The sequence below is a fragment of the Psychrobacter sp. 1Y11 genome (assembly GCF_052259045.1).
Lineage (GTDB): Bacteria > Pseudomonadota > Gammaproteobacteria > Pseudomonadales > Moraxellaceae > Psychrobacter.
The window spans coordinates 81,227-106,451 of record NZ_JBQQER010000006.1; the positions used below are offsets into that span (position 1 = coordinate 81,227).

A 25,225-nucleotide genomic window follows, 5' to 3' on the forward strand; every position below is an offset into this window, starting at 1 on the left:
ATCATTATTTTCTAAAGCTTTCTTGATTATCTAAGAACCAGTCGTAAGTCTGCTTAAGTCCTTGCTCTAAATCGATGCTATATTGCCACCCTAGTGACTTTAATCGGTTGACATCCATCAGTTTGCGAGGTGTACCATCGGGTTTTGAGCTATCCCACACAATATCACCCGTATACCCTACGACCTTAGCAATAGTCTCTGTTAACTCTTTAATCGTGCAGTCAACGCCTGTCCCGATATTAATATGACTTAACATCGGTTCTGTATGTTTGTCATAAGTTTTTTTATCCAAATTCATGACGAAAATACTAGCAGCTGCCATATCATCGACATATAAAAACTCTCGCATCGCTTGCCCAGTACCCCAAGCGATGACTTCAGGCAGTTGGTTAAGTTTCGCTTCATGGAAACGCCTCAATAAAGCTGGGATAACATGGCTATTATCTGGATGGAAATTATCATTAACACCGTATAAATTGGTCGGCATAACGCTTCGATAATCGCGTTCATACTGTCGATTATAGCTCTCACAAAGCTTAATTCCTGCTATTTTAGCGATTGCATAGGGCTCATTTGTTTCTTCTAATGTGCCTGTTAATAATGCCGTCTCTTGCATCGGTTGATCAGCAAGTTTAGGATAGATACAGCTTGAACCCAAAAACAGTAACTTTTGCACATCATTTAGGTGCGCCGCATGAATAATATTGGCTTCAATCATCAGGTTTTCATAAATAAAGTCAGCTGGATAATTATTATTTGCTTGAATTCCACCTACTTTCGCAGCTGCTAGATATACCTCATCTATTTTATTGTTCTGAAAAAAATCCAGCACTTGTGATTGATTGACAAGGTCAACCTCGCCTCTACCACAAGTAATGATTTCAACACCATTACTTAGTGATAGTTGTCTGGTGATGGCTGAACCTACCATGCCTTTGTGTCCTGCGACAAATACTCTTTTCATGATAATTACTCTATAGTTACAGCTACATCGTAACCATGCTCTTTTAATAAAGCATGACGCTTAGCGGCTTTTAGGTCTTCTTGTACCATTTCTGCACACATTTCTTGTACGGTAATCTCTGGGGTCCAGCCAAGCTTTTTCTTAGCTTTACTTGGATCGCCAAGCAAGGTCTCTACTTCAGCGGGGCGGAAGTATCTTGGATCAATCCTTAAAATTACATCGCCTACATTAACGGCTGGTGCATTGTCACCTGTGATCTCAGTGACAATACCAACTTCATCGACGCCTTCACCTTCAAACCGTAAGGTAATACCAAGCTCTGCTGCTGACCAGTTGATAAACTCTCTTACGCTATGCTGCACACCCGTTGCGATGACGAAGTCTTCTGCAACATCTTGCTGTAGCATCATCCACTGCATGCGTACATAGTCTTTAGCATGTCCCCAGTCACGTAAAGCATCAATGTTACCCATGTATAGACAGCTATCCAAGCCTTGAGCGATGTTAGCCAGTCCACGAGTAATCTTGCGGGTGACAAAGGTTTCACCGCGACGTGGAGACTCATGATTAAACAAAATACCATTACAAGCGTACATACCATAAGCTTCACGATAGTTGACGGTAATCCAGTAGGCATAAATTTTCGCTACTGCATAAGGCGAACGTGGATGAAAAGGTGTTGTCTCACTTTGAGGTACTTCTTGAACTAAGCCATAAAGCTCAGAAGTGCTGGCTTGATAGAATTTAGTCTTTTTCTCTAGTCCCAAAAAGCGAATGGCTTCTAGTAAACGCAGTGTACCAGTAGCGTCTACATCAGCAGTATATTCTGGCGATTCAAAGCTCACCGCTACATGACTCTGAGCTCCAAGGTTATAAACCTCATCAGGCTCAACTTCTGAAAGTATACGTGTTAAATTAGAAGAGTCAGTCAGATCACCGTAATGCAGATGGAAGTTTTTATTTCTTTCATGAGGGTCTTGGTAAATATGATCTACTCGCTGCGTGTTAAAAGATGAGGCACGGCGCTTAATACCATGCACCTCATAACCTTTTTCAAGTAAAAACTCAGCTAGATAGCTACCATCTTGACCAGTAACACCGGTAATTAATGCTTTTCTCATTTCTAAACCTTACTTTTTAAGCTAATATTATTTAAGAAACCTTCAACCACTTTTGAAGCCTCTAAGGGGACCACTTCTTTGAGGTAAACTTCGAAATATTTATTTGCCCTCTCAAATTGTTGTAAGTTGTAAAAAGACATACCTAAGAGAAAATTTGCATAAGGTAAATTATTAAATCTTTCAACTCGAGCCAGTAAGTCATTTAGATAGCCAACCTGAGTAGATACACTATTAAAAACTGGAGACTCTTTACTATACAAGAAATTAAACCATAGTATAGGGTTTTCAACGCTTCCATATTTTTCTATATATTTTCTTACATTTCTTTCTGCAAATTCCGGTGCTCTAAACCTATATGTTAAAAACAAGTCAAACAAATTATATAGTTTTAGGTCAGGATCAAAATGCATGGCTAAGTCATTAACCCTTATTAAATCTTCAATACTTTCAGTATTAAATCCGTAATATAGATATGCAGAACATGCATATGCTATCTGCTTGTCTTTAAAGCCAAAAGGGACTTCGCTTAAATTAAAAGGTAAGTGTTTTTTCAAAACTTTTATCTTTTGTTCTTTATTAAGAGTTTCATGTAAATTAACAACTTCATTATTACCAATTTTTGATGCGAACAGTACAGGCCCACTACTTCCACCAAATATTTTATTACATCTCGACAGAATTTCTACATCAAAGAATATTTTTTGTATAGAGCTAAACTCTGGTAAATAAAAACTCTTAGGCAGTATTACATTGTCATATCTCTCTTTCAAATAATCCATAAGCTTGTCATCTTGACCTACTAATACAACATATTTATCCTTATTCTTTTCTAAAATATCTATAATGAAAGGATATTGTAATACTTTATTTATACAAGCTTGTGAGCGTCTGTGATAGCCATAAATAATATCTCCCGCTCTTAAATGTATAGCTATGGAGGAATTAGATAAGTTAACTTCTTGAGCTTTTACTAATACATCCTCAATTTGAGGTGTAAAACTTATTTTTTCATAAGCCTCTAAATAGTTAACGGGCTTCTTTATAATCTTATTCGCATCTGGTGTAGAAAAAATATCTCCATATTTAATAAACTTATAACCTCTGTTTAATTTTACTGAATCTAGATAGAAATCCTCAATAAAGTCCTTACTGAATGTCTCCTCAACTGATTTAACATCATGAAAATCTTCATTTAATAAAGGCCAGGTAAACTTAAATTTAAAGCCGCAATATCTAGATACTGCTATTGTATTCATTATGCCTATTAACCTTTGAGTCAATCCATCTTTACGATGAGATATTAGAGTAACTTCCTTATTATCTTCCTTGTTTACAAAAACCTCCAATCGTGACAGGTGTAAGTAATCATCATTATTAATTACTTTCAAATATTTAAAAACATGACCTATTTTAAACTCTATAACTAAGGAGTTCTCATTAAATCCAAATGTATCATTTCCTTCATAAACAACATTCCAGATTATTCCATCTAAAGAAGTGAAAACTTTAATATTTTTGTTTCTAAAGTAGAATTTAGAATTCCTCCTATTATGGATAGCTATTTTATAGCATTTTAAATCGAAAGGAAAATCCACTTGATACCATGCATTTTTTTCCTTTTGAGTATGGAGAGCAAACTCAAAATCATTGTTAGCTAATACTAATTGAGACTCATTAGGTTTGGACCATTTAGATCGAGAGCTTTGTGTACCTTTTCCGAAAAATGCGATATTAACTAACTTCATAAAACAACCTTGATTTATTTTCTCAAATTATAAAACTCAAGACTATATTTTTATGCTAATTTCCATACTTTTAGAACCTGAAAATCGTCAAAATTAAAATATATCACAGTCTTAGTTACGAACTTCAAAGCAAGAAAACTAATGCTTAATAGGAAGCATAATCATATTAACAACCCTTTTAGTAAATCTTAAAATTAAATAGCTGAGCGTAATTATCAACAGAAAAGTCTACTATAGTAATTTCGACATAAAAGCGATACGTTAATAGCCACGTGCTACTGGCATAAATTTTTCTTGCTTGCTGTGTCTACGCTGACAGAGGCTGCAAAAAATTTATACCAGTCTCACTGTATCGTTTTTATAGCGAATTTACTATACTCAGTTAGAAAACTATCTTTTAGAATCTAATAAAATCTTCACAATAGTAGTCGTAAACAACTTCAGTTTGCTTACCAGACAGAATTTCTGCTTCTGTTATTTTCCACGTGTGTTTATGGTTCTTACCTCTGAACTGTATAAAGTTAAAGGGATCAGAGGAATATATTTTTAAACCTTTATCTAGTATATTTTTAATTAAGCTACTATCTTCACCAGTATTCCTATCTTCAAATTTTATGCTTTCTAGAACCTCTCTTTTAATTACAAGAGTTGGACCAGCAACAAAACCTGTATTCTGATGTTTTTGATTAGGATATCTTCTAATAACTTTATCTTCAGCTTCAAGATACATGAATACTTCTTTCTTACCTACGAGAGCATAATCCCCAAATTTAAATGGTATTAGCATATCTGTTAAGTAGTTCTCGAAGTAAAAATCATCATCATCCATTTTTGCTATATAGTTACCTTTGGATATGTCGAATGCTTTATTTAGTCTCATACCCAACGATACACTCTTATCATTTATTTCAAGATACTCCACTTTTTTAATATTTTTAGCTTTAGCGTTTATGAGCTCTTTCAACGTAGACTTTTCTTGTTTGGTATAATCTTGCAACACAAATATAAGTTCAATATTATCATGGTTTTGTCTACTAACATTTTCTACTATTCTACTAATAAGATTACTTCTACACGTACAGATTATTATAGAAACTAGCGAAGATTTATTATTCACTTTAATATTCATAGCTTTTTCAATAATCCTAGACCGATTTTCATAAGTATGCTTGAGCATTACCTCTCTATATCCTAGATGCGCTAAACGAGCATACTTCAAAGGATTACTCAATAGATCTTCAACTATGACTTTAGCTTCATCAGCATCATTGGCGATCTGTACAATACCTGGAAACTGTTTTTCTAACGCTAAAGATGGTGTAGAAATTACTGGGGTACCACAAGCTAAAAGCTCATATACCCTTCTTGACATCATTGTAGGAGAGTCGGTTATAGTATTTATGTTTAGGAAAATTTTGAAATGCTTATAAAGTGCTGTCATCTCCTTAAAACTTACACTATCTCTAACAATACTTTGATACTGCTTTGGAAATAAATACCTTTCGTTATTAAGCTTGGACATACGATCATATATAACACCATTACACTCTAATAAACATGGAAGTAATTCATCCATCTGCTGTTTTCGATGATCATGGCCAACTGAATAATAAGATCCTGCGAAGCATAAGTTTTCTTCTGTATAGAGATACCTTCCCTGAGGATTACAAACATAAGGGTTAGCTGCGAAAGGCAAGACAAAAACTCTATCATGGCCCAAATCTTTTTTATAGTCTTCTATTTTATTAACATCTGTAGTAAAAACAATATCACACTTTTCAGCTATTGGTAAAAACTTCTCGTAGTGCATAGGATCTTCTTTATTCCAAAATAATACTGGTATACCTTTTGCCTTCGATAGATCAATAGCTTTCAGCAAATCACGAGCATTCTGATGCTTCAATCCTGGAGAAGTAAAGGCATATTCCCATTCTCCTTGATTTCCCTTCCAACAGCTCTCTAAAAATAGACCATTAGAAAAAGCTATTTGTATCTGCTCGATAAACTTATTTCTATTCAATCTACTTAATTGAAACTCTTCAGACCAAGAAACCTCTGATATCTCATCTAAAACCGATATGAGTTTTACATCTTTCGCCTTTTTAGGCCATAACTTACTACCATAGTCATAGCTAATACGAGGGAAGTTATTTTCAATATCTACATACTTTCTTCTGGGTTCATTTTTTTCAAAACCTTTATCCTTTAATTCTTTATTTTTTTTATCCACTATTCGTGTATTAGCAGTATGAATTATACCCTTAGTGTTATGGAGTAGAGTGCTTGTAACTAAATTCAACTCCGAAACTGACTTAATTTCTTCTAAAAATCTATTGATCTCAGTTTCAATGCTTTCTCTGAACTTGACAAGTTTTTCATACGCTTCCTGATATTCATCTTGTGCTTTGATTATGGCTGCTATATCATCATTAACCATTACGGCTTGGGGTTGAATAGTAAGGTTACTTACTAATACCTGCTCATCATCTGAACACAAAAATCTGGTAAAACCAAAGTGAATCGTCGATATACCTTCAGGTACGACGAATGTATATAGGTCTGTCACTTCGCTTTGCGTGGATGGTAGATATATGAAGTATGCACCAAAGGCTTCCGATTTAAAGGTTTTATCAAGCTGGACATCAACTTCGTTACCAGTTTCATCGTAACTTCTGATCAATAGTACCGCTTTCCGGTTATTAGTGAGATCAATGTTTAAATAATCCACTAAAGCCTTGATGCTTATAACCTGTCCCGACTGAACTAAGGTCGGATACCATATCGGCTCTTCCTTTTCTAACGGCAGCTCTAATTTTTCTACATAATGAGTGCGAAGGAGATCAGTACTTCTAGGAGATTGAACCACTGCTTGAGGATAAATAGTAAGATCACTTACTACTACTTGCTCATTATCTGCACATAGAAACCTGCTAAAGCCAAAGTGAATCATCGATACATCTTCAGGTACGACGAATGTATATAGCTCTGTCACTTCATTTTGCGTAGATGGTAGATATATGAAGTATGCACCAAAGGCTTCTGACCTAAACGTTTTGTCAAGCTGGACATTGACCTCTTCACCAGACTCGTCATAAGCTCTGATCAGTAATACTGCTTTACGGTCGATTGCAGGAGCAATGTTTAGATAGTCGACTCTCGCCTTGATGCTGATACTCTGACCTGGCTTAACAGTCGTTGGATACCAGACTGGATCTTCTAATGGCAACTCTAGTTTTTCTATCACATGATTGCTTGCTGTTTCAATTATTTTAGATAATTGAGCCACTGCTTGAGGATAAATAGTAAGGTCACTTACTACTACTTGCTCATTATCTGAACATAGAAACTTACTGAACCCAAAGTGAATCGTCGTTACCCCTTCAGGTACGACAAATGTATATAGCTCTGTCACTTTGCTTTGCGTAGATGGTAGATATATGAAGTATGCACCAAAGGCTTCTGACCTAAACATTTTATCAAGCTGGATCTCTACTTCGTTACCAGCATCATCATAGGCTCTGATTAGCAGTACTGCTTTACGGTCAATGGCAGGGGCAATATTTAGATATTCGACCATCCCCTTAATGCTGATACTCTGGCCTGCCTTCACAGTCGTTGGACACCAGATTGGATCCTCTAATGGTAACTCAAGCTTTTCAATGAGATGAAAATGTGGTGTCTTAATTATCTTAGCCTTCTTATCTACTCTATTTCTGGTTTTGTACATAGTAAGGGGATTCGCTGATATCTTTTGTGATTTCATTTCAAACTTCTCGACAGTATAAGAATATTTGGAAAACTTTGTTTATAACTATTAGTAGACAGTTATCAAGCGTTGAAGATCTTTACCATTCTTCTATAATAATCATCGGTAAAATGGAAGGGGGACAGTCCCCACTTATGGTCTGAATCTGCTACTAGTAAGTTTTTATCAACCTCAATAATGCTTGATGAAGGTAGGATATTTTCTACGTATTCATACATAGCATCAAGCTTTGCATTATTTTTTTCAATATCCCACTTCTCATTTAACATCATACTATCTTGTGGATTAGTCGCTACACTTGTCCAGTAGACCTTATTAATCCTTATAGCTTCCAAACCTACTGTATTATTAACCGTATTAAATAGATTATCTACACCTTCCTTCCATAGCTTTAGATACTGATCTGAAAATGTATTTACAACTCTATCTGGCTTAATTCCTGAACGTAAAAACTCTACTGAACGAGTCACTAACTTGCCCTCTATTTCAGCTAAGTGAAATCTATCCACCAAAAAGTCTATTAGCAGTAAATCATAATCACCCTTACCTGCTGACTCTAGTATCTGATTATTAAAATCGGACTCAACCATGCGACGCTGAAACTTTGACTCTATATTCAAGAGTGAGTCATAGTGCTTCTTTGAAATATTTTTTGCAGCATTGTTTGATCCAAGTGTTGCTAAAGAAGATCTGGCATTATAGCTCACCAGCTTTATCAACTCAGCTTCATCGAAATTCAAGATATCTCGAGAAACGCAGCCTCCATAAATCTTAGCTCTCATTACAATCTCCAATCAAAAATGCTAGTGATAATTTAAAGTCAGTAGAGCCTGCTTAGCTTCAACTCTCTTCTTGGCTCTATTAGTTACTTGTCTAACTGTCTTTTCTAACTGAAGTCTATTTATTTCAAAATCAGAACTAGTTTTTATCAAACCTATACTATAGAAATATAAACACTGACCTAAAACAGTTTGATCTAACATCCAACCATCTTTACCAGTCTCTAAACAAAATCTAATATATTTTATCATTACATTAAAAAAGTCTGCATCTCCAGTATTTTTACCAAATACATTGAAACCTGCAGTAACTTTCAGCCAAGGTAGGTCATTATCCTTAATATTCAAAGCAAATTCATTATCACCTACGCTAGTAACTACAGATATAAGATCTATATTTAAGAAGTCTAAATCCGCATCTGCTACAATGGTAGGTAACTTATATCTATTCAGTATCTCTGGTAAAATTAAGTATCGGGAAACACTATAGTAAGTTCTAACATTCCCTATAGTCTTTTCAACAAATTCATAACTTACGAATATATTTTCATATTTTTCAGATATTTTACTTAAATTCAACTCTTCAACATTGTCAGGCAAAATAAGATGTAGATGAACAATTAACCTTTCATCGAAAGCATGCAAGATACTTTTTAAGTATGCTGAAAAGTATCCAAAGTCACACGATATTAATATACATCCTTGAGTTTTTTTAGATGTTTTTTTATAAATATAATTTATTTTAACATCATTAAAATCCTTATCTAAAAAATTTTTGGTGTCAGATAGATAAGATAAAGATCCAGTCTGATGATAAGATAATTGTTCTTTGAAACTTACTAGCTTCTCAAAGGTTTGCTCAGCAACGGAGTACTCTTCCATCTTATACATCATTAACCCGTACCAAAACAAAATATCTTTTTCTGAAGAAATAGATGCACTGTTTATTAGAAATAATATTAGTTTGTACTTATTTCCTGACAAGAAACTAGAGTCGGCCATATAAAAAATACAATTGAGTAAGAATGACCTACTTCTATCAATTCTTGGATTTTCTGAAAGAATATTCAAACACGATTGACAAAGCGTACTATAAAAATCTTCTGAAACTTTCACTGAGCCATGTTTAGCAGATCTAACATGACCAAAGTCAATATCATTAAGATTCTGATCAACTAACCTCCTTAAAACCTTATCTGTAGTCTTTGGATTAAAAAAATATTTTATAAAGCTAGAAAGTAATTTCACGTTAATAAATTCTGACTTCCTGCTTAATAAATACTTTTTCTCACCTTTTTTCCTTATATAAAAAACAAAAAAATATTTTCCAGACTCTAAAGAAATTTCTTTATCTTGAATATTTTTCTGATACCATATTTTTTCTAATAAAATATTTTCATTATTTTTTACTATAAACAGATATGTTGCAACCTCATGATCCTCGAGATTCGACGTATATGACAACTTAACACCTAAATCAAATATTTTTACTGAGTATGAAAAATATTCATTTTTAAAATCCATCTCGTATCCTAATTACTTTTATTCCATGTTTAAAGGTTCAAATATTTTTAATACTAAAACCCAGAATTCTTACTCAATGAAAAATAAAATTAGATTTTTTTAATCATATCTATTTCTTTAGCTATAGTATTACCAAAACCACACTGTATTTGAGCACGTTCACTAGCTGCTCTAGAGAGTTTGGAGAACTCAACTGGATTATTTATAAGCTCAATGATACGGTTGGCCATACCAATATAGTCTTCACCCCCCACTAAGACACCACTAGCATCATCTACAAACTCTGGGATAGCAGCGACTTTATTTGTCACTGGAACCAAGCCAGAGGCCATAGCCTCTCCTCTTGATACACCTTGACTATCCATACGAGTTGGAATTAAAAATATACCGTGCTCCCTATGCAAGTGAGCTATTTCATCTTGTTTCACAAATTTCTGTTGTAAATTAACATTACTAAAGTGTGCAATTGGTTTGGTTAGTTCTTTGAATAGATCTCCATCCCCTACAATAGTAAAAGATAGTTTCTCAAACTCAGGATATTTACTAAGCTCCAAAATAGTCTTTACTGTTAAATCATTAGCATAGGTTTTGCTACTAAAAGGTCTAATAGATAATATCTTATGCCGACTATTTAAGGGCTTTTCTTGATACGGAAAAATATTAGCATCTACAAAATTATGAATTACTTTTGAATGAAACGTTTCTTTGCCATCACATATATTTTCAATAAACTCTTGTTTAGAGTAATTCGAAACAAAAATCAGTGTTATTTTTTCACCAAAATCTTTAATAAGGTTTTGCCAAAAAGTTTTGCGGTTATCACTCAATTTCTTTTTACGTTCTATTTCCTGAACAGAGAGACCTTCTAGCTCGTATTCTCTGCTTTGCCAGGTTTGCGCCTCTGAGCCGTGCACCCAAACACACATATTAATACTATCTACAAAATCATTAACTGCACTCCACATCGTACTATCTAAGATATGAACGAATAGGTTTTTGTATTGTCCTGATGACAGTGTCGCTGCTAACTGTCGATGCTCTCCTGAAAACACATCGATACTCTCAAACTCTCTGAAACCAAGTGATGAAACATCATTGGTCACTCTAAACATGTCTAAAATATGATTATTCGCCTTATAAGCTCTTAACCTACTGTGTAAGAAGCCATACTTATATAAATCATCATAAGAGGGATATTGCTTTGCTAATACTAACGTATCGCTCTTACCAACGAAATCATTGACTGCTTCTCGCTTTTCGCCAATATTTATAGACTCGATAAGTGACCGACCCCTACCAGTAATCTTAAATCCAACCTGAATATATTTACAGTCTGGAGGGATAGCCATAGTGTGGCTGTGAGAGACCTCTGCTATATGATGTGATAGCTTGTTTTTATGCTCATCTAAGAATACGAATACCGAACGCGTATCCATATTGGTATCTGCATTCACGATAAATTGAGTGTTTAGCTGTAGATTAATATCTGCCCTGTTGTATATTGTTTTAAAATAGATATAAGCAAATTTATCAGTGGGAAGAGTAGAAGTAATGTCTACCTTTGAGCCTTCTTTTGTGACAAGTATTTGCTTACTTTGCGGCCTGATGAGCTGAGCATCTATGTCATCAGCTGAAAAAACAAAAGCACCCGTATCTTGATATATCGCTAAGTCATTAGCCATATCAAGGCTAACCGTTATAGACTCTGAAACGGGTAGCAGCCTATTTTCGAAATCAACGCCTTCATCTAGGACTAAATTACCATGCACTTTCTGGGTCTCTTCATCGCTTAAGCTAGCCCCATTCATGATATAACTAAAGCAATCAATAGCGAAAGACTTAGCTTCCACCTCTAAACTATTGATAATCTCAAACCTATCATTATCTAAGACTTCTTTTTCAAATGTGTCTACCGTTACTATACTTCTAGAAAGTCTAAAGCTATCTACTTGTTGATACTCTTTGTTTTGTACCAGTTCAGCTTTGTCATTGACGTTTTCAAAGTAACTGTCTTTGGTAATAGCTACAATAGGAGTTTCATCGTCATGACCTAGGTAGGTTAGGCTTTGTACTAGATCATATAAGTAGTAACGTCCATAACTGTCCTTTGCATCAAACACGGCTACGTAGGCATCTTGTTGATATGCCTCAATAGCTTCGGCTAATTCAGATTCAGTACTATAGATAGTGATGTTCTTTTCAATGACGTCAGCCAACTCTAAATCGCTTAGGATAAACAGTTCTTTTTCTAAATACGCTTGAGCATTAAAACTCTTAACGATACTTTCTAGTTCATCATGATGATGGATATGGGCAACCACTAAGACAGGTGCTTTAGCAGAATTTAAATTCGTCTCAAATGATTTTTCTAAGACGTATTGCAACCGATGCTGATAAGTATGATGGCTTAGAACCTTTCTAAGACCTTGAAGCTTATATTTTTTCTGAATTAAAAGTTGCTCAGTGAACTTTTTTAGCTGTCTAGACAGCTCAGCCGCTTCATCTGAACAAATCACTAAGTCACCAAACAGCAACCTTACTCCTCGTGAGTAGTTACTTATTATGATGGTATTAGAGGCCAGCATCTCAAACACTCTTCTAGCAAACATGGTCTGTGATTGTTTGATAGTGTTTATATTAATACCGTATACATAACCTTTATATGCTTTATCTATTTCAGACGGCTGCAAAGTACCTATTATCATTGACTGATAACTTTCAGGGAACTCATAGTGTGGATGTGGCTTATTAAAGTTGCGGTCAAAGATATCCAAGCCTTTATAGTCTTGTGCAACTTTCGACAAAACGCCAAAATCACGCTGCCGAATAGGATATTTTAGATAATAGGATCCAGCAAAGTTAAATTTGTCTTGACGCTCATAAACCTCAATAGGGTTATGAACGGTTGGCTGAGCTGCAAAGCATAACAAATAGACTCTATCGTGGCCTAGATGTTCTTTATATTTTTGAATACAGTCTATATCTGTTGTAAACACGATATCGACTAGCTCAGCTACTCCCAAAAAAGTTCCAAAATGTACTGGGTCTTCTTTGCTCCAAAAAACACTTCTAATATTGTTTTCATCGCAAAACTTTATTAAATTAATCAGCTCTATTGATTGATGGCTAATCTTAGTCTGCCATAGACCATCTTTTCCTAACCATGCTGACTCAATGAATAAGACATCTGGCTTAAACTCTAGTATTTCTGACTGCCAGTTCTCTGGTGTGACATGAAATATATCTGCTTCAGGATCGAAGCACAGTGAGGTAAACTCATCCATGATGGCTGCGATTTTGATGTTTTTTTCTGAGAAGGCGCTTTGTAAAGCAGCTTTATCTATATGCTCATTACTTATTTTTTTGACTTTTACTTTTTTAGCTGGTTTTTTAATACCATGTTTACTGACGTTATTCACTCTTGCTAAGTCATGTAACTCTTTTTGCTTCTGTTCATTCAGTAATATAATAATCTTATGAAACAGCTTAGCGTTTTTTAGATCTTTATTTTTTCTACTGAGTGCATCAGCATAAATAGCATACAGCTCTTTGCTAAGCATCTTAATATTTGTTTTTCTATTGGCAATATCTATTAACGATTTTCCCAACTGATAAGAAATCGTATTTTTTTCAGACGATTTATTAAGACGGTTTTTTTCACTCTCTAACTCAAGTGACCGTATATAATATTTCAGCTCATCTATAGAACCTCCATACTGCTCTACGAGCTTACTAATCTCTTTCAGCTCTGCTTCACTAAATTCGTTAGTGTTTTTAGACAGCATTTTAAAAAGCTTATTTTTCATAGAGCACCACGATAAATTAAGTAGACATTCAAGAATGAACAGTAAGGATAAGCCCGACTATGAGGAAACGATCACTATCGTTCTCATAGCCAGGTTAGAACTTAACGGTTAGTCACAAAGCTTATGACGTTTTTATTAGAAAACTCTAATTGCTTAAATTCATCATGCGCCACCAAAATAATCATGATATCTGCATGTTCTAACGCTGAACCCAACTCAACTAGGTCTCCAGCTGTTAAGCTCTTAGGCAGTTCACTAATATTAGGCTCAACCAGCAAGATCTTTGCCGAGTCAATATCTAACATTTCTCTAGCAATATGAACGGCAGGACTTTCACGTAAATCATCAATATTAGGTTTAAAAGCTAGACCTAGTAACGCAACTGTCGGCTTCTCAACACCTTGTTCTTTTACCTTATCTACTTCAGCGTTTATTTTTCCAATGACCCAATTAGGCTTGTTATCATTGATCTCACGAGCGGCACGGATAATCTTGGCTTCTTCTGGGTTTTGGTTAACAATGAACCATGGATCAACAGCGATACAGTGCCCTCCCACACCAGCGCCAGGCTGCAATATATTGACACGTGGATGATGATTGGCAAGCTCAATTAGCTCCCATACATTGATATCGAGCTTATCAGAAATGACAGACAACTCATTGGCAAAAGCAATACTCACATCGCGAGAAGCGTTTTCAGTCAGTTTTGCCATTTCAGCCGTACGCGAGTTGGTTGCTAGTAGCTCCCCTTCTACAAAGATACGATAGACTTCTTGTGCTTTTTTGGTCGATTCTTTGGTCATACCACCGATGATACGGTCATTTGAGATAAGCTCTTCGACTACCTTACCCGGTAACACGCGCTCGGGGCAATAAGCCACAAAGATATCCGCTTCATTATCTGGCTCGTGATACTTAGGGAAGGTTAAATCAGGGCGCGCTTCAGAGAGCCAAGCCACCATTTTTTCGGTAGCTCCTACTGGCGAGGTTGATTCTAGGATCACCACATCCCCTTTTTCTAATAGCGGTGCTAGAGCTTCACTAACGGCCTGAATATAAGATAAGTCAGGCGTATGGTCATCACCTTTAAAGGGGGTAGGTACCGCAATGAGATAAGCATCCGAATGCTCAGGAGTGAGGCTAGCTTTGAGATTACCTTTGTCTACTGCTTGTTTGACTATCGCTTCAAGGCCAGGCTCAACGATATGAATTTTACCTTGATTAATCGTATCAACCGCATGTTGATTGACATCAACGCCGACAACGTTGGCGCCATGGTGAGCAAACATTGCTGCGGTTGGCAAACCAATATACCCTAGGCCGAACACACAAATATTCTTCATTTTTATCTCAATTACTCTATATATAGTTGGTTAAATTGTCTCTGAAGCTTTTTTCTGTTCGAAAAAATTAACAATAGTCTCTGTTATGCGTTGTGAAGCTTGACCATCGCCATATGGGTTATGTGCCTCACTCATTTTTGCATAAATAGCTTCATTCTCTATTAAATTACTAACCTCAGCCACGATAGTAGCGTGATGCGTACCCACTAACTTCACTGTACCTGCCTCTACGGCTTCTTGACGCTCAGTAGTACTACGCATAACAAGTACTGGAATACCAAGAGAGGGCGCTTCTTCTTGGATACCACCTGAGTCCGTGAGAATAATATGACTGGTACTCATTAGATAAACAAAAGGTAAGTAGTCTTGTGGTTGAATAAGCTTAACGTTATCTAAATTATATAATAGACGTTCTACTGGCTCTTTTACGTTAGGATTGAGGTGTACAGGATAAACAAATTCATGATCAGGGTACTTCTGTGCTAGATCCTTGATAGCCTGACAGATAGATTCAAAACCATTACCAAAGTTTTCTCGGCGATGACCTGTAATTAATACACGGCGTTTGGTGAAGTCTAATTCAGAAAACTGTTGTTGTAGATCATTTCGTAATTGTTCATTGGCTTCTAGCTTATCTTTGACATTTAATAGCGCATCGACAACAGTATTACCAGTGACATAGATAAATTCGGGGTTATTATGCTCATCATATAAATTCTGAGCCGCTCTTTTTGTGGGTGAAAAGTGCAATTTAGTGATGATACTAGTGAGCTGTCTATTGGCTTCTTCTGGCCAAGGAGAATAAATATTGTAAGTACGAAGTCCTGATTCTACATGACCAATAGGGATCTGCTGATAAAATGCTGCTTGAGCGCCGCAAAGTGTGGTCGAAGTATCGCCATGCACTAATACTAAGTCTGGCTGAGACTCTTCAAGAATGGGCTCTAGAGCCAGGAGCATTCTTGAGCTCGCTTGAGTCAAACTCTGGCCTGATTTCATAATATCTAAATCATAATCAGGGGTAATCTCAAACAACGACAGTACTTGATCTAGCATCTCACGGTGCTGAGCAGTTACACAAACTAATGACTTAATATTAGGATTAGCTTCTAACGCTTTGACGACTGGTGCCATTTTGATGGCTTCGGGACGGGTGCCAAATATGCTTAATACTTTTATCATAGAGATCTCTTGTTGATGTAAACCTGTTCTTTAAAAGTGAATTATAGTGCGACTTGATAACCCTAAAGATTATTGCTTTGCCAATCATAAATACTCTGGTATATATTATTTTTAAGAATATTCCCGTGTTATACGATTATCAGCGAAAATGACTAATCAAAAAATTGATGCTTTAGCAGCTTTTTTAGTACTGCAAATAAAGAAGCCTTATACGTATCTCAACCAATGACCAGCACCTCGCTTCTCATAGCAATTTTTTAACATAAAAAAACACCCCATTATAGGGGTGTCTCTCTAATTTCTCAACATGACTTTAGTAGTTGATTCTTAACCCTTTATTTACTTTCGGGAATACCTCGACTACCAACCCGTCACTTCCTTCAGCTTATCACCAATCTTAGAAGGGTCGCGAGTATAGGCGATGCCCGCATCTTCAAAGGCTTTGAACTTCTCCTCAGCCGTACCTTGACCACCAGAGATGATCGCACCCGCGTGACCCATACGCTTACCAGCAGGCGCAGTGACACCAGCGATATAACCGACGACAGGTTTGGTAACGTTGTCTTTGATATAAGCGGCGGCTTCTTCTTCAGCGGTACCACCGATCTCACCGATCAGTACGATAGCCTCAGTTTGTGGATCGTCCTGGAACAGTTTTAACGCATCGATCTGGTTCATCCCTGGAATTGGATCGCCACCGATACCGATACACGTTGACTGACCGAAGCCAAGCTTCGTCGTTTGCGCGACCGCTTCATAGGTGAGCGTACCAGAGCGCGAGATGATGCCCACTTTGCCTGGTAGATGGATGTGACCTGGCATGATACCGATTTTGCACTCGCCTGGGGTGATGACGCCTGGGCAGTTAGGACCGACCATACGTACATTGCCAGCTTCTTCGATATAGCGCTTGGCTTTTAGCATATCGATAGTCGGTACGCCTTCAGTGATGACGATGATCAGCTTGACGCCTGCATCGACTGCCTCGACGATAGAATCTAGTACGAATGGCGCAGGTACATAGATGACCGAAGCATCAGCTTGCGTAGCTTCCATAGCCTCTGCCATAGTGTTAAACACTGGCAAGCCTAAATGCGTTTGTCCGCCTTTACCTGGCGTCACACCGCCGACGACTTTGGTGCCGTATTCGATCGCTTGCTCAGAGTGGAAGGTACCGTTTTTTCCGGTGAAACCCTGTACCAATACTTTGGTATCTTTATCAATTAATACACTCATTATTTTATCCTTGTATTCGGTTGTCTAATAGCGGGTTGTAATAGCGGCAGGCTGACTTAAATAAGTAAGCTAGCGGCAGCTATTACGGGTGAACGCTACTGTGTATAGCCTGTAATTAACGCCTAATGATTTAATCTTAGCTTAAAGTTTAGGCTTTGACCGCATCGACGATTTTTTGCGCAGCGCCTGCTAGGCCTTGAGCGGAGATGATTTTGACATCAGACTGCTCTAGAAGCTCGATACCTTTCTCAGCGTTGTTACCCTCTAGGCGTACGACAACAGGTACTTGTACATCGACTTCTTTGACCGCGGCGATAATTGCTTCGGCGATCATGTCACAGCGCACGATACCGCCGAAGATATTGATTAGTACACCCTCAACGCTGCTGTCTTCTAGAATGATTTTGAACGCTTCAACCACGCGATCTTTGGTCGCGCCGCCGCCCACGTCTAAGAAGTTAGCAGGCTTGCCGCCATAGAGCTTGATGATATCCATCGTCGCCATCGCAAGACCGGCACCGTTGACCATACAACCGATGTTACCTTCTAGGGCGACATAGTTGAGATCGAACTCAGCGGCTTTTAGCTCACGCTCGTTCTCTTGCGTTTTGTCTTGTAGTGCGGCGATCTTTGGCAGGCGGAACAGCGCGTTTGAATCGATACCGATTTTGCCATCGACGCAGACGATCTCGCCGTTTTCGCGAACCGCTAATGGGTTCACTTCTAATAGCGCAAAGTCATTATCAACAAAAGCATGATAAGCGCCAGTCATAATTTTTACGAACTGATTGATCTGTTTGCCTTCTAGACCTAGCTGAAACGCCACGTCGCGCGCTTGATACGGCATTAAACCAACTAACGGATCAACAGTGACTTTGAATATTTTCTCAGGAGTCTCATTAGCTACTTCTTCGATATCCACGCCGCCTTCGGTTGAAGCCATAAAGGTCACGCGGCGAGTAGAGCGATCGACGACTGCGCCTAGATAGAGCTCCGTTTGTACCGGGTACATGTCTTCGGCGACTAGTACGAAGTTGACCGGTTGGCCATCGGCGTCAGTCTGAAACGTCACTAAGTTGGTGCCGATAAGCTCTTCAGCCACTTGCTTGGCTTCTTCACGTGTCTTAACGAGTTTTACCCCGCCAGCTTTACCACGGCCGCCGGCATGAACCTGCGCTTTGATAACCGCGATATCGGTTGGGGTTTTATCAAAGGCCGCCGCCGCTTCGTCACCGCTATGAGCGACGATACCTTCTTGGATCGGTAGGCCGTAACTTTTTAGAAGCTCTTTGGCTTGATACTCATGTAAATTCATTGATTGTATCCTTTATTTTTTTCAATTGAAAAAGTGATAATAAATAGTCAAACAAACGCGCTAAATGTAGCTAGGACGTTTAACATTAGCGATAGTGATAGATACCACTATCGCCAAAAATAGTGAATTATACGCTTAGGATTGTCCGCGTAACAGCGCATTAGCCTGACAGTTTGGCAGCTATTGGCGCTTTAGTTGCCATCTTCTCTAGCATTAAGTGATGACCAACTAAAGACAAAGCTGCACTGACACTATTTACGTTTTTTGCGCTGAATGGCGTGAATAGCACGGCCGTCAGCAGATAAGGCAGCTTCATGTACCGCTTCTGAGATAGTCGGATGCGCAAAGGTCATCAGCTGCAAGTCCTCGATACTAGAGACAAACTCCATCGCGATCATGCCTTGATGAACGATGTCGCCTGCGCCAGCAGAGATAGCATGCATACCGAGTAAACGGTCAGTCTTGGCATCGGCAACCACTTTGATCGAGCCTTGCGCTTCGCTTTGCGCAAGAGCACGGCCGTTAGCGGCTAGATTGAATGAGCCGGTTTTGACCTCGTAGCCAGCATCAGCGGCTTCTTGCTCAGTCATACCGACCCAAGCGATTTCTGGATGAGTATAGATGACATTGATGATAGTGTCATAGTTGACTTGCGCTTTTTCGCCATGGATACGCTCAACCGCCATCATGCCCTCTTCCATCGCCTTATGCGCCAGCATAGGGCCACGGACTAGATCGCCGATAGCGTAGACGCCATCGAGATTGGTTTTGCACTGATCATCGACATCGATAAGACCGCGCTCGGTTAATTGCACACCGCTGTCATCGCCAAGTAGCTTCTCAGCATAAGCGCGGCGACCAACACACACGATTAATTTATCGAAGCTTTCATCTGAGGCTTCGCCTTTGTTTTCGCTAGTGACGACGACTTGACCATCTTTGACTTCAGCATTAGTGACTTTAGTATCGACGCGGATATCTAAGCCTTGTTTTTTAAACATCTTACGCGCTTCTTTGGCGATATCTTTATCAGCAGCAGCCAAAAATTCAGGCAGCGCTTCATAGACCACAACTTCTGCGCCAAGACGACGCCATACTGAACCCAGCTCAAGACCAATAACGCCTGCGCCAATGACACCCAAACGCTTCGGCGTCTCAGTGAAATCAAGTGCGCCAGTCGAGTCAACGATATGCTCATGATCTACTTTGGCAACAGGGATATCGATAGGGACAGAACCTGAGGCCAAGATGACGTTCTTCGCGGTAATGGTGCTTTCCGCTTCATCTTCTAGCGCGACGAATTTAACTTGCTTGTCAGCGCCTTTACCGTCAACTAGCGTGCCCCAGCCTTGTAGCCAGTCGACACCATTGCCTTTGAGTAGTGCTGCAACACCGCCGGTTAATTGCTTGACGATACCTTCTTTACGCTCAATCATCTTCTCGACATTGATGCCGACATCGCCGGTGCTGATACCATGCTCGTCAAGGTCATGCTTAGTGGCTTCATAACGGTGTGAGGTATCGAGCAGAGCTTTTGAAGGGATACAGCCGACGTTTAAGCAAGTACCGCCGAGAGCCGGCTCGCCTTTATAGACGCGCTTTTCGATACAAGCGACGCTCATACCCAATTGTCCGGCACGAATAGCCGCTTCGTAACCACCAGGTCCGCCGCCGATAACGACTAGATCATAATTATCTTTCATAGTAGTTTCCTAATATTCTTATCATAAAATTTAGTTTGGCTCTATGCTGTTGACGCTATTCTCGCTTGCAGCGCTACTTATTTTAATGGATTCATAATGCATCAAACTCAAGATATATCGTTAATACACTATCTTGGCAGGATGGTTCATCTAAAATGAATAGCGAGAGTTTTAAGGTGAAGTTTATTGTTTTAAACAGTAGACAAGACAGAACGCTTATTGGCATAAAGGTAAAAAGCTTGTATTAGCGATTGCCAATACAAGCTTAGAAGCTTATAGGTCTAATAACAGCATGGTTGGGTCTTCGACGAGATCCTTGAGCGTAACCAAGAACTGTACCGCTTCTTTACCATCGATCATGCGGTGATCATAAGATAGCGCTAAGTACATCATTGGTAGAATCTCAACTTTACCATCGACAGCCATAGGGCGATCGTTGATCGCATGCATTCCTAAGATAGCGGTTTGTGGTGGGTTCAAAATAGGCGTTGACATCAGCGAGCCAAAGACACCACCGTTAGAGATAGTGAAAGTACCGCCTGTCATTTCATCAAGACCGAGCTTACCGTCTTGCGCTTTACCGCCGAGCTCACGGATTTTACTCTCGACATCCGCCATGCTCATCTGATCGGTATCACGTAGTACTGGTACCACTAAGCCGCGATCTGACGATACGGCAACACCGATATCATAAAAACCATGATAAACGATATCATCGCCATCAAGTGAGGCGTTAACCGCTGGAAAGCGTTTCAATGCTTCAGTCGCTGCTTTAACGAATAACGACATAAAGCCTAGACGCACACCATGACGCTTCTCAAATTGATCTTTGTACTTTGTACGCATATCCATCAGCGGCTTCATGTTGACTTCGTTAAACGTGGTCAGCATTGCTGTTTCTTGCGTTGCAGAGAGTAGACGTTCAGCGACACGCTTACGCAGACGCGTCATCGGCACGCGTTTTTCGCTACGCTCACCAGTAGATTCAGCGACTGGCGTGCCTTTATCGTTTTTGATGCTGCTGTCGGCTTTGAGTTTAGGACTAGCCATATCAGATTTGGTAACGCGACCATCACGACCACTGCCTTCAACATTCTTCGGATCAACGCCAGACTCTTTAGCCGCTTTACGCACCGCTGGGCTTTGATCTTTATGATCGTCTTCTTTCTTATCCGTCGCTTGTACTGGCTCACCGCCATCGGCTGCTTGTTTTTTCTGTACGGGGGCAGCAGGTTGGTTTGGATCGACGGCTGGAGCTTCCGCATCCTGATTGCCGCTATCATCACTACCACTATCGGTACTGCCGCTAGCGCCAGCTTCAAACTCAGCGATCAGATCGTCTGACTCAACCGTATCATCGACTTGCTTAATGATTTTGGTAACGACGCCATCATCAGGGGCAACCACTTCTAATACGACTTTGTCCGTTTCGATCTCCGCTAAAATATCATCACGGTTGACTTGTTGACCTTCAGTAACGTGCCACTCAACGATTGTGCCATCAGCTACCGATTCTGGAAACACAGGGGCTTTAATCTCAGCCATCGATATACTCCTTAGATTGGGATAAATACTATTTATTATGAAATTGCGGTAAGCAGCCAAGTGATTTGATTAGCATTATTTATTTAAGTGCTTTGTTTCAATACTTCTCTTAAATTCATAATACACTGACTGCTACCACCTGCTTATTCGATCTTTTTCAAGCTAATGCTTTTACAAAACTATTTTGTAAGTTGTGAGACTTCTACACCTAAGCCACCTGCGATTAAGTCTTGCTGCTGGCTGGCATGCAATTTTGGCGATCCAGTAGCTGGTGCTGCACTTGGCGGACGCGCAACAGGCTCCATCACTTTCGCTTTGGTTGGATGCGGTACCACAATGCGGAACATATGCGGCGCTAGGTAATACCAAGCCCCTTGGTTCAAAGGCTCTTCTTGCGTCCAAACGATCTCTTTTAGATTGCTGTATTTCTCAAATTCAGCGATTAAGCGCTCTTCTGGTAGCGGGTACAGCTGCTCAATACGCACGATAGCCACATGATCTAAGCCCAGCTCGCGGCGCTGCTCAAGTAAGTCATAATAGACCTTACCGCCACAGAGTACTAAGCGAGTAATCTTATCCGCGTCTTGCTTATCGACCTCAGGGAGCACCGTCTCAAACTTATGACCACTAGATAGATCTTCTAGCTCTGAGGTAGCAAGCTTATGACGTAGTAAGCTCTTCGGCGACATAACGATCAAAGGCTTACGAATCGGACGTACCGCTTGACGACGTAACGCGTGGAATATCTGCGCTGGCGTGGTTGGAGTAATCACTTGCATATTATCTTCAGCGCAGAGCTGCAAGAAGCGCTCAAGACGGGCTGATGAATGCTCAGGACCCTGACCTTCATAGCCATGTGGTAACAACATGGTCAAGCCGCAAACGCGCTGCCACTTCGTCTCACCACTAGCGATAAACTGGTCGATGACCATTTGCGCGCCATTAACAAAGTCGCCAAACTGTGCTTCCCAAACCACCAATGCATTTGGCACGGTAGTCGCATAACCATATTCAAAGGCTAGCACCGCTTCTTCAGATAGTAACGAGTTATAAGTCGCAAATCGCGCTTGATCTTTACTCATATGCGCTAGTGGCACGTACATACTGCCATCAGTCATATTGTATATCTCGCTATGACGATGCGAGAAAGTACCACGGCCGACATCTTCCCCAGTGATACGCACTAAGGTTTTATCGTGCTCAACTAAACTGGCATAAGCGAGTGTTTCAGCCGCGCCCCAATTCAGTGGCTCTTCGCCAGTTTGCATCGCTAAGCGCTGCTCGACTACTTTTTGTACTTGACGCTGTAGCTTGTAGCCTTCAGGCATCACCGCCATGCGCTTACCATAGTCTTTTAGTAGCTCGATATCGACGCCAGTCTCCCAGTCATCCTCTAGCTCATGACCTAAGTACGGTGTCCAATCGACAAACAATGCTTCATCAGGCTCGCTCACTAGCGAGTTAGCCACATACTCGCCGCGATCTAGTGATTCGCGGTATTCATCTTCATATTTAGCCGCTTCGTCTTTACTAATGACACCCGCTTCAATAAGCTTATTGGTATAAATAGTACGTGTCGTAGGTAGTTTTTTGATCACTGAATACATCAGCGGCTGCGTAGCTGAAGGTTCATCCGCTTCGTTGTGACCATTACGGCGATAGCAGAAGAGATCGATAACGATGTCTTTATCAAACTCATGGCGATAATCTAGCGCCAATTGCGCGGCAAAAACTACCGATTCAGGATCGTCGCCATTGACATGGAGAATAGGCGCATGCACCATTTTTGCAATATCGGTACAGTATTCTGTCGAGCGTGCATCTTCTTGACGGCTAGTAGTAAAGCCGACTTGGTTATTGATAACGATATGTACCGTACCGCCAGTGGTATAAGCGCGGGTTTGTGACATCTGGAAGGTCTCTTGTACGACGCCCTGCGCAGCAAAAGCGGCATCGCCATGCACGACAATCGGTAATACCGAGTTGCCATCTTTACCATGGTCTTTTGGCTGGTCGTTACGGCGGACTTGCCGTGCGCGTACTGAGCCTTGTAGTACGGGCGCCACAATCTCAAGATGTGAGGGGTTAAAGGCTAAGGCCAAATGCGCCTCTCCACCAGGCGTCATCACGTTTGAGGAGTAGCCATTGTGATATTTAACGTCGCCTGAGCCTTTTTCTGGCTGCACTTTACCATCGAACTCATCGAATAAATCCGCTGGGTTTTTACCTAAGATATTGACCAGTAAGTTTAGACGTCCACGGTGAGCCATGCCGATAACCATCTCTTTGGTACCATAGCCACCAGCACGTTGGATAATTTCGTTAACGGCAGGAATAAAGCTCTCACCGCCTTCTAAGCCGAAGCGTTTTACCCCAGTATATTTACGCGCTAAGTATTTCTCCAACCCTTCGGCAGCGGTTAAGCGCTCAAGGATAGATAAGCGTTTTTCTTTATCGAATTCTATATGGCCAAGATTGCTTTCCATATACTGCTCCATCCAGCGTTTCTCAACGCTAGTGGTCACATGCATATATTCGATACCGATATAGCGGCAATAGACGCGCTCCATGATCTCAATAATCTCACGCAGCGACGCTTCAGGCTTGCCAATTTTTAGATCGTTGGTTGGAAAGATGGTATCTAAATCGGCTTCTGATAGATTGTGATAGGCCAGCGTCAAGTCTTCGACTTTATCGCGTGGGTGCAAATCTAAAGGATCCAGCTGCGCGCGGCGATGACCACGGCGACGATAAGCGGAGATGAGCTGCTGCACGCCCATTTGCTTAGGGTCAGCACAATGAGCGGTGCTGCTATCACTGCTAGCAGCCGAGGCTCCCGCTTTATTTGCCGTCTGATTGCGTGCCAGTAGCAAGAATTGGTCTTGAATGGCGTTATGCTTCGCATCATTTGGCGATTGATATTGTTTGAAGTACTGCTGCCAATCTTCATCGACGCTGTTAGGGTCGGTTAAGAACTGCTCATAAAGAGCTTCGATATAATGAGCATTATCAGCAGCAAGTTCTGTGTATCCTACATCGGCTTTTCTTTGAGTTGTACTATTCATAATAATCGTCTATTTCATAGATAAATGAATGGGAATTGCGGGTTGTACTTATAATTATTAGTAAATATTAGAGTATTTCGGGCTAAATCGACTATTTGTGAACGCTCAGTCTTATTATCTTAGTCGTTTGA

At 39.8% G+C, this 25,225-nt stretch carries 14 protein-coding genes; all 14 read right to left on the minus strand.

All coding sequences use genetic code 11. The annotated features are described in order from the left end of the window. Window positions 1-4: 4 nt before the first annotated feature. A complete protein-coding gene (gene fcl / locus ACTXGJ_RS07020; RefSeq protein WP_443565489.1) occupies window positions 5-964 on the minus strand; it encodes a GDP-L-fucose synthase in 960 nt (319 codons plus the stop codon). A gap of 5 nt (window positions 965-969) precedes the next feature. Then, window positions 970-2,085 carry a GDP-mannose 4,6-dehydratase gene (gene gmd / locus ACTXGJ_RS07025; protein ID WP_443565490.1) on the minus strand — a complete coding sequence of 372 codons (1,116 nt, stop codon included), beginning with the start codon at window positions 2,083-2,085 and terminating at the stop codon, window positions 970-972. A gap of 2 nt (window positions 2,086-2,087) precedes the next feature. Beyond that, complete coding sequence (locus ACTXGJ_RS07030) at window positions 2,088-3,830, minus strand: discoidin domain-containing protein (RefSeq protein WP_443565491.1); 1,743 nt, start codon at window positions 3,828-3,830, stop codon at window positions 2,088-2,090. Between the two features lie 397 nt (window positions 3,831-4,227). After that, entirely contained in the window at window positions 4,228-7,593 is a 3,366-nt protein-coding gene (locus tag ACTXGJ_RS07035) for a glycosyltransferase family protein (RefSeq protein WP_443565492.1), read from the minus strand. A gap of 65 nt (window positions 7,594-7,658) precedes the next feature. After that, window positions 7,659-8,378 carry a DUF6270 domain-containing protein gene (locus ACTXGJ_RS07040; protein ID WP_443565493.1) on the minus strand — a complete coding sequence of 240 codons (720 nt, stop codon included), beginning with the start codon at window positions 8,376-8,378 and terminating at the stop codon, window positions 7,659-7,661. A gap of 21 nt (window positions 8,379-8,399) precedes the next feature. Further along, window positions 8,400-9,899 carry a hypothetical protein gene (locus tag ACTXGJ_RS07045; protein WP_443565494.1) on the minus strand — a complete coding sequence of 500 codons (1,500 nt, stop codon included), beginning with the start codon at window positions 9,897-9,899 and terminating at the stop codon, window positions 8,400-8,402. Window positions 9,900-9,988: 89 nt separating this feature from the next. Continuing rightward, on the minus strand, window positions 9,989-13,705 hold the full coding sequence (locus ACTXGJ_RS07050; RefSeq protein ID WP_443565495.1) for a glycosyltransferase family protein: 3,717 nt from the start codon (window positions 13,703-13,705) through the stop codon (window positions 9,989-9,991). Between the two features lie 101 nt (window positions 13,706-13,806). Next, complete coding sequence (gene wecC / locus ACTXGJ_RS07055; RefSeq protein WP_443565496.1) at window positions 13,807-15,048, minus strand: UDP-N-acetyl-D-mannosamine dehydrogenase; 1,242 nt, start codon at window positions 15,046-15,048, stop codon at window positions 13,807-13,809. Between the two features lie 30 nt (window positions 15,049-15,078). Further along, window positions 15,079-16,230, minus strand: coding sequence for a non-hydrolyzing UDP-N-acetylglucosamine 2-epimerase (gene wecB / locus ACTXGJ_RS07060; protein WP_443565497.1), 1,152 nt, complete (start codon window positions 16,228-16,230; stop codon window positions 15,079-15,081). Between the two features lie 360 nt (window positions 16,231-16,590). After that, entirely contained in the window at window positions 16,591-17,466 is an 876-nt protein-coding gene (gene sucD, locus ACTXGJ_RS07065; protein WP_443565498.1) for a succinate--CoA ligase subunit alpha, read from the minus strand. A 148-nt stretch (window positions 17,467-17,614) separates the two neighbouring features. Continuing rightward, a complete protein-coding gene (sucC, locus tag ACTXGJ_RS07070) occupies window positions 17,615-18,781 on the minus strand; it encodes an ADP-forming succinate--CoA ligase subunit beta (RefSeq protein ID WP_443565499.1) in 1,167 nt (388 codons plus the stop codon). Window positions 18,782-19,032: 251 nt separating this feature from the next. Beyond that, entirely contained in the window at window positions 19,033-20,484 is a 1,452-nt protein-coding gene (lpdA, locus tag ACTXGJ_RS07075; protein ID WP_443565500.1) for a dihydrolipoyl dehydrogenase, read from the minus strand. A gap of 273 nt (window positions 20,485-20,757) precedes the next feature. Beyond that, the gene (odhB, locus tag ACTXGJ_RS07080; RefSeq protein ID WP_439242276.1) at window positions 20,758-22,029 is read right to left on the minus strand and encodes a 2-oxoglutarate dehydrogenase complex dihydrolipoyllysine-residue succinyltransferase; all 1,272 of its coding nucleotides are present in this window, start codon (window positions 22,027-22,029) and stop codon (window positions 20,758-20,760) included. A gap of 179 nt (window positions 22,030-22,208) precedes the next feature. Further along, the gene (locus tag ACTXGJ_RS07085) at window positions 22,209-25,094 is read right to left on the minus strand and encodes a 2-oxoglutarate dehydrogenase E1 component (RefSeq protein ID WP_443565502.1); all 2,886 of its coding nucleotides are present in this window, start codon (window positions 25,092-25,094) and stop codon (window positions 22,209-22,211) included. Window positions 25,095-25,225 lie beyond the last annotated feature (131 nt).

Bases quoted from the DNA above. Each gene is read 5' to 3' on its own strand.
- ACTXGJ_RS07085 (WP_443565502.1), bottom strand. From the start codon at position 25,094: ATGAATAGTACAACTCAAAGAAAAGCCGATGTAGGATACACAGAACTT.
- ACTXGJ_RS07050 (WP_443565495.1), bottom strand. From the start codon at position 13,705: ATGAAAAATAAGCTTTTTAAAATGCTGTCTAAAAACACTAACGAATTT.
- odhB (WP_439242276.1), bottom strand. From the start codon at position 22,029: ATGGCTGAGATTAAAGCCCCTGTGTTTCCAGAATCGGTAGCTGATGGC.
- sucC (WP_443565499.1), bottom strand. From the start codon at position 18,781: ATGAATTTACATGAGTATCAAGCCAAAGAGCTTCTAAAAAGTTACGGC.
- ACTXGJ_RS07040 (WP_443565493.1), bottom strand. From the start codon at position 8,378: ATGAGAGCTAAGATTTATGGAGGCTGCGTTTCTCGAGATATCTTGAAT.
- sucD (WP_443565498.1), bottom strand. From the start codon at position 17,466: ATGAGTGTATTAATTGATAAAGATACCAAAGTATTGGTACAGGGTTTC.
- ACTXGJ_RS07045 (WP_443565494.1), bottom strand. From the start codon at position 9,899: ATGGATTTTAAAAATGAATATTTTTCATACTCAGTAAAAATATTTGAT.
- ACTXGJ_RS07030 (WP_443565491.1), bottom strand. From the start codon at position 3,830: ATGAAGTTAGTTAATATCGCATTTTTCGGAAAAGGTACACAAAGCTCT.
- fcl (WP_443565489.1), bottom strand. From the start codon at position 964: ATGAAAAGAGTATTTGTCGCAGGACACAAAGGCATGGTAGGTTCAGCC.
- wecC (WP_443565496.1), bottom strand. From the start codon at position 15,048: ATGAAGAATATTTGTGTGTTCGGCCTAGGGTATATTGGTTTGCCAACC.
- gmd (WP_443565490.1), bottom strand. From the start codon at position 2,085: ATGAGAAAAGCATTAATTACCGGTGTTACTGGTCAAGATGGTAGCTAT.
- wecB (WP_443565497.1), bottom strand. From the start codon at position 16,230: ATGATAAAAGTATTAAGCATATTTGGCACCCGTCCCGAAGCCATCAAA.
- ACTXGJ_RS07035 (WP_443565492.1), bottom strand. From the start codon at position 7,593: ATGAAATCACAAAAGATATCAGCGAATCCCCTTACTATGTACAAAACC.
- lpdA (WP_443565500.1), bottom strand. From the start codon at position 20,484: ATGAAAGATAATTATGATCTAGTCGTTATCGGCGGCGGACCTGGTGGT.